18 protein-coding genes are annotated in these 17,253 nt (G+C 56.8%); 12 read left to right on the top strand and 6 right to left on the bottom strand.

Features of this window, described 5'->3' with window-relative positions; genetic code table 11:
- Positions 1 to 47: 47 nt before the first annotated feature.
- The 6 genes from EPG66_RS06760 (at position 48) to EPG66_RS06735 (ending at position 5,196) form a co-directional block, all read left to right on the top strand.
- The gene (locus EPG66_RS06760; RefSeq protein WP_010259025.1) at positions 48 to 1,013 is read left to right on the top strand and encodes a magnesium and cobalt transport protein CorA; all 966 of its coding nucleotides are present in this window, start codon (positions 48 to 50) and stop codon (positions 1,011 to 1,013) included.
- A gap of 376 nt (positions 1,014 to 1,389) precedes the next feature.
- On the top strand, positions 1,390 to 2,754 hold the full coding sequence (locus EPG66_RS06755; RefSeq protein ID WP_182686300.1) for a cytochrome ubiquinol oxidase subunit I: 1,365 nt from the start codon (positions 1,390 to 1,392) through the stop codon (positions 2,752 to 2,754).
- 8 nt (positions 2,755 to 2,762) lie between these two features.
- On the top strand, positions 2,763 to 3,698 hold the full coding sequence (locus EPG66_RS06750; protein WP_069025926.1) for a cytochrome d ubiquinol oxidase subunit II: 936 nt from the start codon (positions 2,763 to 2,765) through the stop codon (positions 3,696 to 3,698).
- Positions 3,699 to 3,765: 67 nt separating this feature from the next.
- Entirely contained in the window at positions 3,766 to 4,275 is a 510-nt protein-coding gene (locus tag EPG66_RS06745) for a hypothetical protein (RefSeq protein ID WP_039391242.1), read from the top strand.
- A 12-nt stretch (positions 4,276 to 4,287) separates the two neighbouring features.
- The gene (locus EPG66_RS06740; protein ID WP_182686297.1) at positions 4,288 to 4,743 is read left to right on the top strand and encodes a DUF421 domain-containing protein; all 456 of its coding nucleotides are present in this window, start codon (positions 4,288 to 4,290) and stop codon (positions 4,741 to 4,743) included.
- 219 nt (positions 4,744 to 4,962) lie between these two features.
- The gene (locus EPG66_RS06735; RefSeq protein ID WP_031593242.1) at positions 4,963 to 5,196 is read left to right on the top strand and encodes a hypothetical protein; all 234 of its coding nucleotides are present in this window, start codon (positions 4,963 to 4,965) and stop codon (positions 5,194 to 5,196) included.
- Between the two features lie 17 nt (positions 5,197 to 5,213).
- On the opposite strand, the gene EPG66_RS06730 is transcribed toward EPG66_RS06735, so the two are convergent.
- Positions 5,214 to 6,131 carry a lipid kinase gene (locus EPG66_RS06730; RefSeq protein ID WP_083068738.1) on the bottom strand — a complete coding sequence of 306 codons (918 nt, stop codon included), beginning with the start codon at positions 6,129 to 6,131 and terminating at the stop codon, positions 5,214 to 5,216.
- 171 nt (positions 6,132 to 6,302) lie between these two features.
- Here EPG66_RS06730 and EPG66_RS06725 point away from each other — a divergent pair, with 171 nt between their 5' ends.
- The 3 genes from EPG66_RS06725 (at position 6,303) to EPG66_RS06715 (ending at position 7,469) form a co-directional block, all read left to right on the top strand.
- Positions 6,303 to 6,575, top strand: coding sequence for a cupin domain-containing protein (locus EPG66_RS06725; protein ID WP_031593239.1), 273 nt, complete (start codon positions 6,303 to 6,305; stop codon positions 6,573 to 6,575).
- A gap of 12 nt (positions 6,576 to 6,587) precedes the next feature.
- Complete coding sequence (locus tag EPG66_RS06720) at positions 6,588 to 7,013, top strand: DUF4186 domain-containing protein (protein ID WP_182686294.1); 426 nt, start codon at positions 6,588 to 6,590, stop codon at positions 7,011 to 7,013.
- A 138-nt stretch (positions 7,014 to 7,151) separates the two neighbouring features.
- Positions 7,152 to 7,469 (top strand): hypothetical protein, encoded by a 318-nt coding sequence (locus tag EPG66_RS06715; RefSeq protein ID WP_010259015.1) that lies wholly within the window; start codon positions 7,152 to 7,154, stop codon positions 7,467 to 7,469.
- Between the two features lie 343 nt (positions 7,470 to 7,812).
- Here the strand turns inward: EPG66_RS06715 and EPG66_RS06710 are convergent, their stop codons facing one another.
- Positions 7,813 to 9,036, bottom strand: coding sequence for an AI-2E family transporter (locus tag EPG66_RS06710; RefSeq protein ID WP_031593237.1), 1,224 nt, complete (start codon positions 9,034 to 9,036; stop codon positions 7,813 to 7,815).
- Between the two features lie 352 nt (positions 9,037 to 9,388).
- Here EPG66_RS06710 and EPG66_RS06705 point away from each other — a divergent pair, with 352 nt between their 5' ends.
- Positions 9,389 to 9,718 (top strand): hypothetical protein, encoded by a 330-nt coding sequence (locus tag EPG66_RS06705; protein WP_010259013.1) that lies wholly within the window; start codon positions 9,389 to 9,391, stop codon positions 9,716 to 9,718.
- Positions 9,719 to 9,731: 13 nt separating this feature from the next.
- Here the strand turns inward: EPG66_RS06705 and EPG66_RS06700 are convergent, their stop codons facing one another.
- Positions 9,732 to 13,493 (bottom strand): NAD(P)-binding protein, encoded by a 3,762-nt coding sequence (locus EPG66_RS06700; protein ID WP_182686292.1) that lies wholly within the window; start codon positions 13,491 to 13,493, stop codon positions 9,732 to 9,734.
- A 298-nt stretch (positions 13,494 to 13,791) separates the two neighbouring features.
- On the bottom strand, positions 13,792 to 14,007 hold the full coding sequence (locus tag EPG66_RS06695; protein WP_182686290.1) for a hypothetical protein: 216 nt from the start codon (positions 14,005 to 14,007) through the stop codon (positions 13,792 to 13,794).
- Between the two features lie 87 nt (positions 14,008 to 14,094).
- Between EPG66_RS06695 and EPG66_RS06690 the strand changes: the two genes are divergently transcribed.
- On the top strand, positions 14,095 to 14,787 hold the full coding sequence (locus EPG66_RS06690; protein WP_182686288.1) for a DUF421 domain-containing protein: 693 nt from the start codon (positions 14,095 to 14,097) through the stop codon (positions 14,785 to 14,787).
- On the opposite strand, the gene EPG66_RS06685 is transcribed toward EPG66_RS06690, so the two are convergent.
- Complete coding sequence (locus EPG66_RS06685) at positions 14,784 to 15,536, bottom strand: GNAT family N-acetyltransferase (RefSeq protein WP_182686285.1); 753 nt, start codon at positions 15,534 to 15,536, stop codon at positions 14,784 to 14,786. The genes EPG66_RS06690 and EPG66_RS06685 overlap by 4 nt on opposite strands.
- A gap of 188 nt (positions 15,537 to 15,724) precedes the next feature.
- Here EPG66_RS06685 and EPG66_RS06680 point away from each other — a divergent pair, with 188 nt between their 5' ends.
- Positions 15,725 to 15,931 (top strand): hypothetical protein, encoded by a 207-nt coding sequence (locus EPG66_RS06680; protein ID WP_031593233.1) that lies wholly within the window; start codon positions 15,725 to 15,727, stop codon positions 15,929 to 15,931.
- A gap of 64 nt (positions 15,932 to 15,995) precedes the next feature.
- Here EPG66_RS06680 and EPG66_RS06675 read toward each other — a convergent pair whose 3' ends face one another.
- The gene (locus EPG66_RS06675; RefSeq protein WP_010259005.1) at positions 15,996 to 17,189 is read right to left on the bottom strand and encodes a zinc-dependent alcohol dehydrogenase; all 1,194 of its coding nucleotides are present in this window, start codon (positions 17,187 to 17,189) and stop codon (positions 15,996 to 15,998) included.
- Positions 17,190 to 17,253 lie beyond the last annotated feature (64 nt).

Raw genomic sequence — 17,253 nt, 5'->3', positions numbered from 1 at the left:
GCGGGATTGGCTAAGCTGCATGTACTGTCACAACGGGAAAGCAGAAGATGATCGTAAGCAGCAGGGTGTATCGTCCGGGATGCGCGGGCGAAGAGGTCGAAGTCGATGATATCAGTGAAGTGATCAAAGAGCCGGAAGCATTTATCTGGCTCGGGCTGTGGCAGCCAGACGCTGAGTTTATGGCGAAGATTAAAGAGGAGTTCGGCCTTCATGAACTGGCGGTTGAGGATGCGCTCAATGCCCATCAGCGACCTAAAATCGAACACTATGGCGAATCGCTGTTTATCGTAGTGAAAACGGTGTGCGCTAAGGATGACAGCTGCGAACTGGGCGAAACGCATCTTTTTGTCGGAAAAAACTTCCTGATCAGCATCCGTCACGGCGCCTCTGAAAGCTACACCCCGGTGCGGCAGCGGGCGGCTGAAAACCCGGCGCTGCTGAAGTTTGGCCCCGCTTATCCGCTCTACTGCCTGCTCGATTTTATTGTTGATCGCTATGCTGAGCTCTCTACCTCGCTGAATGAACGGGTCGGACAGATGGAGAACGATCTCTTCACCAGTGAATTTGATCGCAAGTCGGTGCAGTCGGTCTACACCGTGCGGCGTCATCTGCTGAAACTGCGCAATGCGGCGCTGCCCGTGGAGGAGATCTGCAATCAGCTGATCCATCTGCATGAAGATCTGATCCCGCGTCCGCTGCGCGCCTACATCCGTGACGTGCAGGATCACGCCCGCCATGTCGTCACCGACGCGGAAGATATGCGCGAAATGCTGACCAGCGCCATGCAGGTCAATCTGGCGCTGGTGACGGTGCAGCAGAATGAAGTGGTGAAAAAGCTGGCAGGCTGGGGTGCGATCCTGGTGATCCCGACCGTAGTCTTCAGTATGTATGGCATGAACTTCGAGCATATGCCGGAACTGAAGTCGCTGTATGGCTATCCGCTGGCGGTAGGGCTGACCCTGCTGGCCTGCGGTGGGCTGTGGGCCAAACTGCGTCGCTCCGGCTGGCTGTAAACTAACGGAATCGCACGCTGCGGCTTATTCTGTCGCTACGCTTAGGCTTATTTAAGCGTAGCGATGAATAAGATGCGTTAATAATCCTATCTCTCAGTAAAATAAGATAATTATGATGTAAAATAAGCCTGTTATCGCTCCGCTTATTTATTGCATGCTGCTGTCGATCTGGCCGGTTTTTTATTTTTTCGCTACGCTGATAATACAATCTTATAACCCGACTATCCCGGCGAAATAAATTTTGCAGCGCTGATCTGTGGCAACGCATCTTTATCCGGAGAAAGGCTGATGACCGAACGAACTCGCCGTCCGCGCTTATTAACATCAGGACATTGCCCGTCACTGCCTGCGCGTGGCGCGGAGGGAAAGCCCGATTGTGAATGATCACGACTGGGTGTTAATGATTGCCCGGACGCAGTTTGCGCTAACCATGGGCATGCACATTACGCTCGCAGCACTGACGCTGGGGCTGGCCCCTTTTCTGGTGTGGTTTGAAGCGCGCTGGCTGTGGGGAAAACAGCAGGCCGCCCGTGATGCGCTGCATTTCTGGCTGGCGATTTTTTCCCTGACGGTAGCGATCGGCGCGGTCTCTGGTGTGGTGATGGAGTTTCAGTTCGGAACCCACTGGGCACGCTTCTCTCATCAGGTGGGTGGCGTTATCGGCCCGCTGATGTTTTATGAGGTGCTGGTCGCCTTTTTCCTTGAGTCGGCCCTGACCGGCGTGATGCTGTTTGGCTTCAATAAAATCCGGCCAGGCGTGCATTTTGCTGTGACCTGTCTGGTGGCGGTCGGGGCGCTGCTTAGCGCGTTCTGGATTCTGGCTGCAAATTCATGGATGCATACGCCGGTCGGTTTCACACGCGATCAGAACGGTGTTTTTCTTGCCGAAAGCTGGCAGTCGATATTGCTGGCCCCTTCGTTTCCGTGGCGCTTCAGCCATATGGTGGTGGCGTCGCTGATTGCAGTAGCAGTGATGATCATGGGCGTGGCGGCGTGGCGGCTGCGTCATTTCAGCGGGGAGGCTGCTTCGCGACTGATGCTCAACAGCGCGCTGACCTTTCTGTTGTTTGCCGTTCCACTGCAGATCGTACTGGGCGATCTGCACGGTGAAAACACCCGCGACTATCAGCCCGCCAAACTGGCCGCGATTGAAGGTGGCTGGCTTCCTCCTGCGCCGGGCGAGGGCGAACCCCTGCGACTGTTTGCGCTGCCGGATCAGCAGGCGCAGCGCAACTATCTGGAGATTAGCCTGCCCAATCTTGGATCGCTCTATCTGCGGCACAACCTCTCCGGTCATATTAAAAGCCTGAGCGAATTTCCTGCGGATGCGATTCCACCGGTGTTACCGGTCTTTTTCGCTTTTCGCCTGATGGTGGGGCTTGGGCTGATCATATTGCTGACCACACTGGCTGCGAATTTTCAGCGCTGGCGTGGACGCATGGCGGTATCAGGGCGCTTGCTGTGCTGGATGACCTGGCTTTCACCGGCAGGCTTTATTGCACTGCTGTCAGGCTGGGTGGTGACTGAAGTCGGGCGTCAGCCGTGGACGGTTTATGGCATGGTGCGAACAGCACAGAGCGTCTCACCACTGGCCCTGAGTACCACGCTGAGTATTTTCCTGGCGGTACTGATGATCTACGGCCTGGTGTTCGCCCTCGGCTTACGCTATCTGCTGCGTCGGGTTAAAGGTGAACTCCCCTCGGGTGAGCCGGTGGTCATTGAGCTGAAAACGCCCCATTAGGAGTCGCTATGGCCGATTTGTCTGCGATGATTATCTGTCTCTCTTTGCTGCTCTACCTGTTACTGGATGGCACCGATCTGGGCGTGGGTATGCTGTTTTTCTGGTTTCACGACGATCAACAGCGTGAACTGATGACGCACAGCATTCTGCCGGTCTGGGATGCTAATGAAACCTGGCTGGTGCTGGCTGCGGGCGGTTTACTGGCACTGTTTCCACCGGTCTACAGTCTGCTGCTCAGTGAGTTAAGTGCGCCGCTGTTCACCATGCTACTGGCACTGGTGATGCGGGCGATGGCGCTTGAATATCGCGCCCAGAGCAGTACCCGGTTACGCCGCTGGCTCGACCGCATCATGGCCAGTTGTTCGGCACTGGCGACGTTTATTCAGGGCTGGTGCGCCGGCATGATCATCAGCGCTCAGCCTCAGACCGGGCTGCCCGATGGGCTGAGCCTGGTTCCGCTGATGAGCGGAGCGGGATTAATGGCAATCAATTCGCTACTGGCCTGTTGCTGGATCGGCTGGCGAATCGGCGACAGAGTGCAACCCCTGGCGGAAGCGCAAAGCTGGTTATGGTGGCTGCTGGCGCTGATAATTTTTCTGTTCGAACTCTATTTTAACGCCGATATCTGGCAGCAGAGCTGGCAGCGACCGCTGGGAAAAGTAGCTGGCGTGGCAATCGTCACGCTATGGATCGTTTTGCCGTTGGCGCTCTGGCGAGCCAGGCCGCTGCTACAGCTTATTGTTGCACTGATGCTGATCGGGGCCGTGTTTATCGGGTTGCTGTGCGGCCTTTATCCGTGGCTGGTGCCGCACCAGTTCTCCATCAGTGAAAGCGCTTCATCGCCGGTCACACAGGGATTCGTGCTGGTGGGCGCAGCGATTGCCATGCCGCTGACGCTGCTCTATCACAGCTGGTCGTTCTGGATTGAACGGCGCGCTAAATGACCCAGGTCAGCTATGCTTCAGGCAGCGAGCCGTTGAGGCTGGCGTGCTTACAGGAGGTCGTCGCAGGGTGAAAAAAGATTACACAGGCAGTCGGGATTACCCGATAAAAGAAGATATCCGCTGGATACGTCGCGAATGGCTGATTCAGCGCATCGGCGAATACGTCCTGATTGCGCTGGTGATTCTGGGGGCCTGCGGATTGTTTTCTAAAGGGGTGTTGAGTAACGGCAGCGCCGCATCGCCAGATGGCGCGATTCAGGTCGAATATGAACGTTTTGGCCGGGTTGAGAGCAATATGGACATGCGTATCCGGCTTAAATCACCGCCGGCTGAGCGGTTCAGCATCATCATTGGTAACGGCGCGCTGGATAATTTGCAGATTCAGACCCTGCAACCGCAGCCACTGGAGGCGATCACCCTTGGCAGCGATCTGCGGCTGACCTTTTCGTCGCGTGATACCGGTCCGGATCACGCGATCTGGCTGGGTCTGCAGCCCCGCAATCCCGGTCACATTGCTGTCAGCGTCAGCAGCGGCGATCATCCTCCGGCCCGTTTCAATCAATGGATCTATCCCTGACAGAGGCACTTTATGGAAACGGTATTACGTGCGGCGGGTATCTATCTGGTGCTGATGGTGGTGATCAAAATCGCCGGCAGACGCACCCTGCTGCAGATGACCTCTTTTGATCTGATACTGCTGTTGATCATCAGTGAAGCAACCCAGCAGGCGCTGCTGGGCGACGATTTTTCGGTGACCGGCGCGGCGCTGACCATTATTACGCTGGTGACGATTGATATCGTGCTGGGCAAACTGAAAAACCGTTTTCCGGTGGTGGAGCAGGTAATCGATGGCGGCCCGGTGATCCTGGTGGATAATGGCAATCTGCTGACCGAGCGCATGAAGATGACCGGCATCAGTCCTGATGATGTGCTGGAGGCGGCGCGATCCGGGCAGGGGCTTGAGCGGTTTGATCAGATTAAATATGCCGTGCTGGAGGTTAACGGCCATATCTCGATTATTCCCCGAACTGATAACCAGGCCTGACAGGCGATCGCCGGTGCCGGGCAGGTTACGCATGCGTGATTTGTTATGCTGCACCAGGCCATTGACGCAGCACGCATTATTACCGCGTCACGCTGCGCCTGTTCTGCCGCTTCCCTTGTAATCCTGTCGATTTCGTTCAGACTGAGTATTCCACTCATGCTTTATCATCAGAGCTGGCCTGACTATCAATCAGCGTTATGCTTTTACAGTCAGGATTCAATGAATGAATTTACGCGATTTACCTTCTACCCGGTTACCGGCTGGCATATTGGTCCCCTGAACACCCATCAGGCACTGGTAGTGAAATTCGGTTATATCGATCCCGACGCCCCGCGTGAACAGGGCCCGCAGGAGACCCTGTTTCTGGGACTCACCCTCGACATGGCGAAAAAGCTGGTCGCCAATCTTTCCGAACACATCGATTACGCAGAAAAAAAGAGCACCCAGCACTAGTTTCTCACCGCGATTGGTTACGACGACCCACGGTCGGTCTGTTTTGCTGCGCTGTCGCCCGGTGCATAAACCTGCAGTGCACTGGCGATCAAACGAAAATGCGCGGGTGTCTGACCGATAATCTCACCATCTGCATTGATGTAATGGGGACGGCGCGTCTCAATCGTCAGCTCCGTGGCGCTGAATGCCCGCACGTTACGCCAGCGACCGTGAGTGCCGCGCCGCAGAAAGGGCAGCAATGCGATGAGCTGCCAGCTATGCTGTAGCTCCAGACTGTAGACATCCAGCAACCCATCATCCGGAGCGGCACGCTGTTCCACTGTCATGCCGCCCCCATAAAAGCGTCCATTGCCCACCGACACCTGAACCGTTTTGATCGGCGTCCGATGGCCCTGATGCACCAGCGTAGCGCTGAAGGGACGGCTCTGCCGCAGCACCCGCAAAGCCGCCAGTGCATAACCGCCCACTCCCCAGCGTTTTTTCGATTCTGCCGTGAGGTTGCGCGCCAGTTCCACAGAAAAGCCGATGCTGGAGACGTTCAGAAACAGATGCTGATTCACTTCACCCAGGTCCACTGCGCGCAGCTGCCCTTCAGCGATAATCTTTATCGCGGACTCCAGGCTGGCAGGAATGCCCAGCGTACGGGCAAAATCGTTGGCGGTGCCCAGCGGTAAAATGCCCAGCGGCAGGCCGGTCTGCATCAGCCCCGGCGCGGCCGCATTAAGCGTGCCGTCGCCACCGCCGACGATCACCGCATCAACGCGATGGGCATACGCCGCGATTAATTCGCTGTAGCTGCGGGTATCATCTCTGGCCGGTTGCAGCAGGGTGAATCCGGCCTGAGCCAGCAGCGACTGTGCGCGGCTGGCCTCGGCGCGTCCTTTGCGTGAGCGCTGATTAATCAGCAGCAGGGCAGTTTTCTCCTGTTGAGACATACTTTTGCGTTATCCCGATGTCAAAATGGCTGTAACGAGACGGCAAGTACAGCACTGGCCTGACCGGTGAACAACCCTGCTTGCGCTACTTTACGTAACCTGTTGAGTGCCATAAGCAGCGATAAAGATCGTCTACACTGCTAAGGGTCAGATCCACACTGAGGAGTTGCGATGACAGAACACGAATTCAGAAAATTGTTAGCCGAACAGGGTTTTGACGAGCCTCTGTTGATTGAGCGTGCAGCCGACGCCCAGTTTGATAATCACGTACATCCCTTTGAAGCACTGGCACTGATTCTCAGTGGTGACATCACTATCAGTACCGAACAAGGCGATACCACCTACCATCCCGGTGAGACATTTCATCTGCAGCCCAATGAACTCCATCGTGAGGCGTTCGGATCGCAGGGCGTACGCTATCTGGCGGGACGTAAATATGAGTGACTGGCAATCAGCATGAAGGTTTCTGACGATCTGTTTACCCGGCTGGCACGCTCGCCGTTCCGCCAGCGTTTTCGTCTGGGACGCGCGGAATATGATTATGCGAGCAGCAAAGGCGAGCCGGTATTGCGCCAGCACGCCGCTGAGTTTGTGGCACAGCGGCTGGCGCCTGCGCAGCCTGAGAATGATGGTAAGCAGACGCCGATGCGCGGCCATCCGGTGTTTATCGCCCAGCATGCCACCGCAACCTGCTGTCGTGGCTGTCTGAGCAAGTGGCATAATATCGGACAGCACCAGCCGCTGAGCGCGGAGCAGCAGGCCTATGTAGTGACGGTGTTAATGCAGTGGATCACCCAGCAGATGCAGCAGCCTGCACCGCCTGCTCGCGTCACCCGAAGCCAGCCGAAACCGGACGACGATCCGCAACTCGCACTTTGGTAATGGACGAAAAAGCTACAACCGGCGGCTTTTTCTGGTGAAAACTGGCCCTTTTTCATTCCTGGTTTATTCTTAAATCTTTCCTGGGAACACTATGCCAGGATTAAAACCTACACGGCAACGATTCATACAGAGGGAATTATGAAGAAATCAATTATTGCACTGTCTGCTATTTTGCTGGCCTCGCCGGTATTTGCTGCTACCACCACAGACAACACCGTTGCGGAAGCGCATAAAGGCGCCGATACCGCGAAGGAAAAACTGCATCAGACCCAGAACGAAGGCAAAGAGCTTAAGCTGAAGTCTGAGCACGCCGCTGAAGGCAAAAGCGATACCACCGGCAGTAAAATCACCGAAGGTACGCAGAAAGGCTGGCACAAAACCAAAGAAGGCACTGAGAAAGGCTGGGATAAAACCAAGCAGGGTGCTGAAGATCTGAAAAACAAAGCGACTAACTAATTCGCGGTTGTTCTCAGGTTAAAAAAAAACCCACCGAAAGGTGGGTTTTTTTATGGGTGATAAAGCCGACTCGTAATGCCCCTGGCAGCAACGCATAAGCTCAACGCGCAGGGAACACGGTCAGAAGAGGAAAGCGTCCCGCGCCAGGGACAAAAACGCCGGGAGCGTTTTTGAACAACGCAAAGCGTTAGCCCGTTTACGGGCGCACCTCAGGGATGAGGTGCGTAATCGCGCGGGCCGAGCATGCCATGGATGGCGGGTTTTGCGCCTTTCCGATCTGACCGTGTTTCCTGAGCAGGCCTCGCTCTCACTGCGATACTAACCTGAGTTTGCCTGGCACGGATTACGCTTTCTTTTCCGCTGTTTCTTTCTCCGAGGCGGCTAACGCCGCGACTTTCCTTTCCGTCTCTGCAGCCGCATCGGCGGAGGCCGCCGCCGCTTCAGCCGCAGCCTCTGCCGCGGTATCGGACTGCTTCTTACCTTCTTCGATAAACTCTTCGTCGATGGCTTCGATGTTTTCGCGGTTATCGCGTCCGGAGAGCAGGTTCCAGCAGGCAATAAACAGGGCGGCAATCACCGGGCCGATAACAAAACCGTTGATGCCGTAAATCTCCATGCCGCCCAGCGTGGCGATCAGAATCAGATAGTCAGGCATTTTAGTGTCTTTGCCGACCAGCAGCGGACGCAGGATGTTATCAACCAGTCCGACAATCACCACGAAGAAGCCCACCAGGAACAGCCCTTTCCACAGTGCACCGGTGGCGAAGAAGAAGATCGCCGCAGGCACCCAGATAATGGCGGAACCGACTGCCGGAATAAGAGAGAGGAAGGCCATCAGTGCGCCCCACAGCAGGCTGCCGTCGATACCGGTAAACCAGAATGCCAGCCCGCCGAGAATACCCTGAACAATACCGACCACCACCGTGCCTTTCACCGTCGCGCGCGCCACGGCCGCAAACTTCACCATCAGGTGATGCTTCACGTAGGTTGAGAGCGGTAGCGCTTCCAGGATCAGATGCACCAGATAGGAGCCATCTTTCAGCAGGAAGAACAGCAGATAAAGCATCACGCCAAAGCCGACGGTGAAGCTGAATGTCCCTTTACCGATGATAAAGGCGCTGCCTGCCACATACTGACCGCCCTTGAGGGCAAACGAGGAGAGCTTCTGCTGAATCTGTTCGGCGTTATCCAGGTTATTTTCAGCCAGATAATGTTTTGCCCAGCGCGGCAGATGCTGCAAAAGATCGGCGAAGACCGCCGGGAACTGCGCCGAATTGGTCTGCAGTTTGTGATAGACCGCATTGGTTTCAACGACCAGCGATGAGGCGATAATGGCCAGCGGTGTGAACACAATCAGACAGATACAGAACAGGGTAATCAACGCGGCCAGGCCATTTCGTTCGCCCAGTCGGACCCGCAGATAGGTTTTAAGCGGATGGAAAATCACCGCCAGAATCGCCGCCCATAAAATCGGCGAGAAATAGGGCGAAAGCACCTCAAAAAAAGCGAGGGTGGCGATAGCCAGAATCAAAATGAAAAATCCGATGTTCAATCCTTTAAAACGCATGGAAAAACCTCATCTGGAACAAACTCTGATAAACCCGACGCACGAATTTTCTGTGTCTGGCTTTGCTTATGCGGCGGCCTCGTCACTGATTATCGGTCAGGCTTTGCTTTTTAAACGCTGCTGATGACAGCATCATGCTGGCTAACTGTTTGAAAGGTCTGGCAGAAGTGATGAACGGGCAATGTGCGTTCGCTGCGTGACTTCTTATAGGTAACACGCTGCAACTGACAGCAGCGCGCTGGATCCTACATTAGCGTAGCGGTTTCGACCATTATTGGTAGGTCAGAGACTCATGATCCCGGAGGATGCTGCCGATAACAGTGTTAACTGGATAAAAAACAGGCAATGAAAAATGAGTAAACAGAGCGTTTTAATTGTGCTGCTGACGCTGGTATTAAGCGGCTGCGCCACCAAGCAGTATCCGCAGGCGTCCGCGGTCACCCCGGAAGAGACGGCGATGCTGAATTGCAGCGCGCTGGATCAGGAGCTGGTGAAAGCGCACAGCGTGCAGAGTGATATTGAGCAGACCGGCCAGTTCGATGCACTGACCGTGCTGGGATTTGTCGGGGATTTCGGGCTGGGCAATGGCATTGCGAAATACAATGCCAGCCAGAAGGCGGAGCGGCGACTGACTCAGCTGCAGTCGCTAAAAGCCGCGAAGTGCAGTCAGCGGCTTTCGTAGCGACTGCGCCAGGTCAGCCGAGCGTCCGCTCGCTGACATGCTGCAGCCGGACATTTTCGGCGGCGCGTTTACCGGCAAGGAAGGCGTGATCCGAGTTGTAATATTCCCACTCGCTGTAGCGGCCTGACAGATGAATGTCCTGTGTCAGCAGCCACTGGCGGATCAGCGCCACGTTAGCGCTGCGCGCATGGTCATAGACCACGTAGGCGTAGGGCATATCGACCTCTGAGGCGCAGAGCAGCGGATCGTCCGCGGTGATCATGCCGACTCTGATGCAATCCTGACGGCAGCGCTCAATCAGCGCCTCCCCCGCCAGCGGCAGCGGATTGGACGCGTTATAGGTGATTTCGCAGGTTAAGCCGAAACCGCCCGGCGGGTTGCAGTGCGGACTCGCATTGCCCTGCACAAAGATGCGGTGAAACAGCGTATCGCCAGGATAGTAAATCCAGTGCTTTTCGGTCAGGTCAGCGCGGCCAATCCCCAGATTCACGCAGCGCACCGAGACAAACTGCAGCTGCTGCGCCGCCCGTTGCACACTCTCCGGCACCTCGTCGCCCATCAGTTGAATCAGCTCCGGCAGCGGCATGGTGCTGATTAATTGCTCATAACGGTAGTGGCGACCATCCACCAGCAGCGCGACGTGCGCCTGCGGGTAGAGGCGGGTCAGGGTGGCATCCGTTTCCAGCGTACATTTCAGGTGCGGCAAAAAGCCGGACATCAGGGCCTGGAAACCACCGCGCAGCGGATAGCCGAAACGGGCGTTGGGGCCAACCGGCTTCGCCAGCGGTTGCAGCGCGCCATCAATGATCTGCGCCAGGTCGGGCAGCGGCACGCGTCCGCCCAGCCACGAGGTTTCCATGTCGGTCAGCGGCACCTTCCACAGTTTCTGGTTGTAGGGCAGGGCGAAGTGACGCGCGATGCCTTTACCCCAGGTGCGCATAATAAAGTGCTGGAAATCCTCTTCGCCTTCCACCACGCCTGTGCTGCTGCCCTCATCGGGGATCGCGCCATCCGCACAGCAATCCCGCCGTGCCCGCGCCCGCTCCAGTGGCACAGCGGCGGCGGCCGTTTCCCCATAACGCGCCTCGATAGCGCCCAGCACGCACTCTTTTACCACCTCGACCGGCAAGCCGTGCAGCGCGGACTGGAAAGGATAGCGGGTATAAACGCCGTCGCTGTAGACCCAGGCTTCACGCGTCTGCCAGTGCAGGTTGTCGCCCAGCAACATCTCATATAGCTGTAACACGTAGGGATCCTGCGAGAACATAATGTGACCAGCATAGTCGAAGGTAAAACCCTGATCGTCAATTGAGCGGCACCAGCCGCCAGGGGTGCTATTTTTCTCCAGCAGCACCGCGCCTTCGCCGTAATGATAACCGGCGCTCAGCCCGGTTGGCCCGGCTCCGATAATCAGGCAGGGCACGGCTTCACTCTCCAGCATCAATGGGGTTAACGGCGTGATATTCGCCTGTGCGCTGCCCTGGCTGACCGAACTTAGTGCGGGCTGACGCTGCGTCAGCGCCTGCTGGATCAGTCCATGAATCTGTTCAGCGGTGCGATCCCATGAGGTGGCGTCGACCTTTACCTGCATCCGTCCCGCCAGCGCCAGCCGTTCTGCGGCACCGATCGCCATCGCCTGTTCACAGGCGGCAATAAATTCAGCGTGGCTCTCTGCCACCGCCACTTCCTCTGCGTAATGCCGCGCTACGTCAATAATCGCGGTACTGACAATCGGCAGCTGCGCCGCCATATACTCCAGTACCTTGGTCGGTGAGATGAAGCGGGTCGAGGCATTGATGGCAAACGGCATCAGACAGACATCCCAGCCCGCCAGAAACTGCGGCAGCGCCTGATAGGGCTGCTGTCCGAGCCAGTGAATATTGTCGCGCTGCGGCAGGCTGGCCGGATCAATTTTTACCACCGGCCCGACCATAATGATCTGCCACTCGGGGTGGCTGTCCGCCAGCGCCGCAATCAGCGGCAGGTCTATGCGCTCATCCAGCACGCCGTAATAGCCAAGACGCTGTGCCGGAATCGCATCCTGCAACGGATGACGATTGCTGCGATCGCGCGCCTGCTCAAAATGAATAGCATCGACGCTGCTGGGAAAGCAGTAGACCTGAGGATGTTTTTCACGCTTCGCTTCATAGAGGCTGGTGCCGCCGGTAAAGACCAGATCGGCGCGGGTCATCAGCGCGGATTCGCGCTGCTGCAGCTGGCGCGGTGCATTCTGAAAAGCGGAAAGCTCATCCATGCAGTCATAAATCACCAGTGACGGATTAAACGGGGTCAGCAACGGCAGCGCCATCGGCGTATAGAACCAGATCAGTGGCTGTTCATCTTCCTCCAGCAGCGGCGTCAGCAACAGCAGCAGCGGGGCGATCTGGCTGTCGTGGAAACCAGGCGCGTCGCTGTCGGTATGCGGCTGGATCACCGTGATGTTGGCGGCAGGCGCGCTCTGATGCAGGCCCTGTGGCCCCTCCTGCCAGACCGGCTCTTCGACAAACAGCACGCGATAGTGCTGTGCCAGTCGTGTCAGTAGCTGCTGCGGACGCTGAAAAACAAATCCCCAGCGTAAATGGCTGAAAACGATGAGAACAGGTGGTTTCATAGTGTGCTCCTGACAGGGGTGTTTTGAGGGCTGGATGTGCTGCAAAAAGCGCTGCGCCTGACGTAATGCGTCGGCATAAGGCTGCTGTAGCTGGCGGGCATAGGGATCGGCTCCCAGCAGATCGAGATCCCACAAACCGCTGCGGGTCCAGAAAGTCGTCTCCTCCCATAAGGGACGATCGAGGATCGGATAGAGGCAGATGCCGTGCAGCTCAACGCCTGCCAGTTGCGCCTGCGCAACCTGCGCGGCGATCTCAAGGATCCAGTGACCGCGTCCGCTGCCGACGTGGCTGGTTTCCGCCAGCAGCAGCGGACGCTGATAACGCTGCCAGACCTGCTGCAGCATCCGATGCAGCGGCAGGCGTCGGCTGTCGCCCAGATGCCAGTAAAGCCGCCGGTTTGATCCCTGCTCCCACTGGTTGTCGTGGTAGTAATTCACGCCAATCAGATCGAGATAGCGTGGGGCGCCGCCCAGTTCCGGGTTACGTCTGCCGCTCAGCATGTCCCACGCCTGATACTGGGTGTCACACATCTCACGTGCCAGCACGTCGCTGGCCGGATCGGCGGGATAGGGCACGATATGGATCAGTGGATCACAGTGCAGCAGACGGGCTCGCGGATCGGCCAGCCAGATGGCATCACAGGCTGCCAGCGTAGCGCGCACCAGCTGCTGCTTGGCGGCATCCGCCCGATCCGCCTCAGGCATCGCCTCACAGGTGAACAGCCCTACCGAGATACCCCAGCTGACAAAGGAGATCTCATTCATCGGAGAGTAGACCGGCGCCTGCTGATACCAGGGGGCCAGGAAGCGGGCGAGTGCGCCACAGAAGGCGGCGAAACGGCTGACAAAGTCGTGATCGAACAGGCTGACGCCAGCGGGCCAGCCGTAATGGCAGATTGTCCAGCTCAGCTGAATGCCCTGCTGCTCTGCGGCCTGCATCCGGGCCGCAACCGTGGAGAAGTCATAGCAGCCATCGCGCTCACATAACCGCCAGCCGACGCTTTCGCGCACTGTGCGAATGGAAAAGGGGGCCAGCGCGGCATAATCTTCTGCTGCACGCGCCTGATGCTGGTTAAGATCGTTCATCGACAGCGCAAGGCCGGCAGGATTGATATGATCGGCACCTTCGTAGCCGGCCTGCCAGAAACTGGAAAAGGGCGTCATGGCATCTCCCGAAAAAAAGCAACACGCTTCCCGCTGACGAGCCGTTGTGAAACGGGTCAGGGTGTCAGGGTTTGCATTGCAGACTGATCGATCTGACCACTCTGAACGGACGGGCGATCCATGCCATAAGCCACAGACACTGAATTGCAGGCATCAGGGCCTGTCGCGGTGTGGACGAGTGAGATAGCAGGTACAGACCAGTGACGCTATCGGCAGAAAAAGTCTGGCTTCTCTGGATGTTAACGGGGTTTACGGAAGCCTTACTGGAAAGTATAGGCAGTAAGGTTTGGTTCGCAATTTATTGAAGTAAAAAGAAAAAAGCGCAGCGGTAAAAGTTATCCAGCCATAAACAGGATGTTTTAACCTGCTGTTTTGAAAACGGCTTGATAAGCGCAGCGTGAACAGAGTCAGCGCCATTTTCAGCTTTGTTAACCTTTTCCTCAACATGCAGAGAGGTCAGACTCGCCTGTTTTTGCGTTACAGCTTCGCTTGCCTTTTGGCGGGCTGGCGACAAGATTTACTTATCACTGGCCTGAATCTGCGGGTCATCAACGGGTGATGCGACGATGCGCGCCCCCTAAAACAGGATGTTTTACAGACTATGTTCTCATTCGACTGGCACCGTTTCTTACTTAACGATCAACCGGCCATCTTTTTGTTTGAGGTGGTGGTACGGGTCATGATCGCCTATCTGGTGGTGTTCACCTTTCTGAAAATCTCAGGACGACGCGGTGTGCGCCAGCTGTCGCTGTTCGAGCTGGTGGTGATCCTGACGCTGGGTTCCGCGTCCGGTGATGTCACATTTTACGATGATGTGCCGGTGCTGCCGGTCATTATGGTGTTTGTAGTCCTGCTGGCGCTCTACCGCTTCACGACCTGGCTGACGGCGCACAGCCCGCGTTTTTCACGGTTTATTCAGGGCGACGTGATTACCCTGATTAAAGAGGGATTGTATGTGCTGGAGAGTCTGGATCGACTGAATATTTCCGAAGATGAATTTTATATGGAGTTGCGCCAGAGTGGTGTGGAGCATCTGGGGCAGATCCGGCTGGCGCTGGTGGAGGTCGATGGTCAGCTCAGCCTCTACTTCTACGATGACGATGAGATGCGCGCCGGGTTAAGCGTACTGCCGCCCGAGCATCGGCAGGATTACAGCACTGTACCGGTCAGCGCGCTCTATGCCTGCACCCATTGCGGCCAGACGCAGATCATTGAGGCTGAGCAGCAGGCAGTCTGCCCGCGCTGTCAGCGACAGCGCTGGTCCGCGGCACTGACCGTGCGTCGGCTGCATTAGTCGCCAGCATCCGCTCCGTGTTCAGGACTTGTCGCGTTTGCATCAGCCGGGTTAACGTCGGCGAAGCAGGCGCTGAGCGGGCGCTTTTGCTGCCCACCGGCAGCGAAATTATCCGCACTCAGCCAGGCACTCAGGGCACGCTGAACATCCGGCCATTCACGGTCAATAATTGATAGCCAGTCGGTATCGCGATTACGTTGTTTACGCGTCATTACCTGACGAAAACGGCCCTCAAAGCGGAACCCCAGCCGTTCTGCCGCGCGTCGTGATGCGATATTGGTTGAATCACAGCGCCACGCCACCCGCCGATAGCCGAGCGAAAAAGCCTGTTGCAGCAGCAGATAAATCGCCTCGCTGCCGATGACACTGCGCTGCATCAGCGGCGACCAGGTGACGTGGCCGATTTCAAGCGTGCCGTGTCCGGGCTCAATGCTGGCGAAGCAGACCACACCGCAGGGCTGCTGATTTGGCGAGCAGACCGTGAAGGGCACCAGGGCTGCATCTGCCACTTTATCCGCAATCCAGCGCTGCATCTGCGGCAGAGAGGCGGGCCGCTCCGCGCTCAGCCAGGTCCAGTCGCGATCATCCGGTGCGAGCATAAATGCCTGCAATAGCGGTTCTGCATGATCGATGCTCAGCGGCAGGAGAAGGCAGTGCTGACCCGTGAGTGGCATACAGGCTGGCCTGTTAACCGGTTGCCAGTCGGGCAGAGCCTCACCCACCGGCTGATCAAACTGATTGAGGTTCAATAGCTTTCTCCTGAAAGAAAACGGACGGTTAGCCGGGAAACTTATGATGCCGGGCTGACTGGCTATCCTGAACCGCGGTTAAACCCGTCGCAGTTTGTTCCCGCTTACCACATAACTTTGCCTGTTACTGACAGAAAATGAAAACCCTTCGGGCAGCATAGCGGCACCATTACCAAAGAGGTGTGCGTATGAAAGTGAGGCTGGCCAGTGCATTACTGTTTTTGCTGTTATCGTTTGGCGCATTTTCACAACAGGTGATCAGCGAAAGTCATCCCCATTCACGCAGTGCGCGAGTGCTGGAGCAGGGCAGTCAGGTGGATACGGCGGATTCGCCGGATGAACATCTGCTGGAGAGGCGGGAGTGGCGAAGCAGCCTGCAGCGCAAGCCGTTCTGAGATGAGATCCCCGGCGGAGAACGGCCGGGGAGCCAGGGTTAAGTGTTTCAGACCCGTTGTGAAATTATATTGTGGCCTGGGTCGCTGCCATGCCCGGCACCAGAATCACCTTGCGGCACTCCTCTTCGCGTTTGGCGAAAATATCGTAGCCACGCGCAGCATCTTCCAGCGGCAGATGGTGGGTCACAATCTCTTCCGGCGTCAGATGGCCCTGTTCGATCAGCTTCAGCAGATCGGGCAGATAGGCGTGTACGTGGGTCTGTCCCATCTTAAAGGTCAGTCCTTTGTCAAAGGCGTCACCAAACAGGAAGCCATGAATGAATCCGGCGTAGACGCCCGGCACGCTGACGATACCGCCACGCCGCACTGCGGCAATACACTGACGCAATGCTTTACCGCTGCTGCCTTCCAGTTTGAGATTGGTGAGCACGGTTTCGGTCATGCTGCCTTTTGCCTCGAATCCTACTGCATCAATCACCGCATCCACACCGCGATTGCCGGTGCTGTGTTCGATAATCCAGCCGGCCGGGTCATCGATCTCATCGAAGTTAATCGGGATAACACCGTAGCGCTCGCGGGCAAAGTTTAAGCGGTAGTTGTTGTGGTCAATCATATAGATCTGTTCGGCACCCTGCTGTCGGGCGCAGGCGGCACTGAGCAGGCCAACTGGTCCGGCACCGAAAATCGCCAGGCTGGAGCCGGGTTTCACCTCGGCGTTTTTCACCGCCTGCCACGCGGTGGGCAGAATGTCTGACAGGAACAGCACTTTCTCATCCGACAGCACCGACGGCACTTTAAACGGGCCGGTATTGGCTTTCGGCACCCGGACATATTCCGCCTGTCCACCGGGCACACCGCCATAGAGTTTGCTGAAACCAAACAGGGCCGCGGGCGGCGTGATGTTCTTCCGGTTCAGGATGGCTCCCCGTCCGCTGTTGGTATTTTCACAGGCAGCATACTGGCTCATCAGGCAGAAAAAACAGTCGCCACAGGCGATAACAAACGGGATCACCACCCGATCGCCTTTGGCCACGGCGGTCACTGCGCTGCCTGCCTCAACCACTTCACCCATAAACTCGTGACCAAAGATATCTCCGTGCCCGGTACCGGGGATTTTGCCGCGGTAAAGGTGCAGGTCTGAACCGCAAATGGCGGTGGCGGTCACGCGCAGAATAATGTCATCTGCGGCTTCCAGACCGGGATCGGGCACGTTATCGACGCTGACTTTATGGGGGCCGTGATAAGTTAATGCTTTCATCTGTTTATCTCCTGATGATTAGGGGACGGCGGCCAGACCAGAAGGCATGGCCACGCACGGGAAA

This window comes from Pantoea pleuroti, from assembly GCF_014156615.1.
GTDB classification, from domain to species: Bacteria; Pseudomonadota; Gammaproteobacteria; order Enterobacterales; family Enterobacteriaceae; genus Pantoea; species Pantoea agglomerans.
Note: the sequence above shows the minus strand (reverse complement) of the source record. Positions and strands in the feature narration are given on the sequence as shown.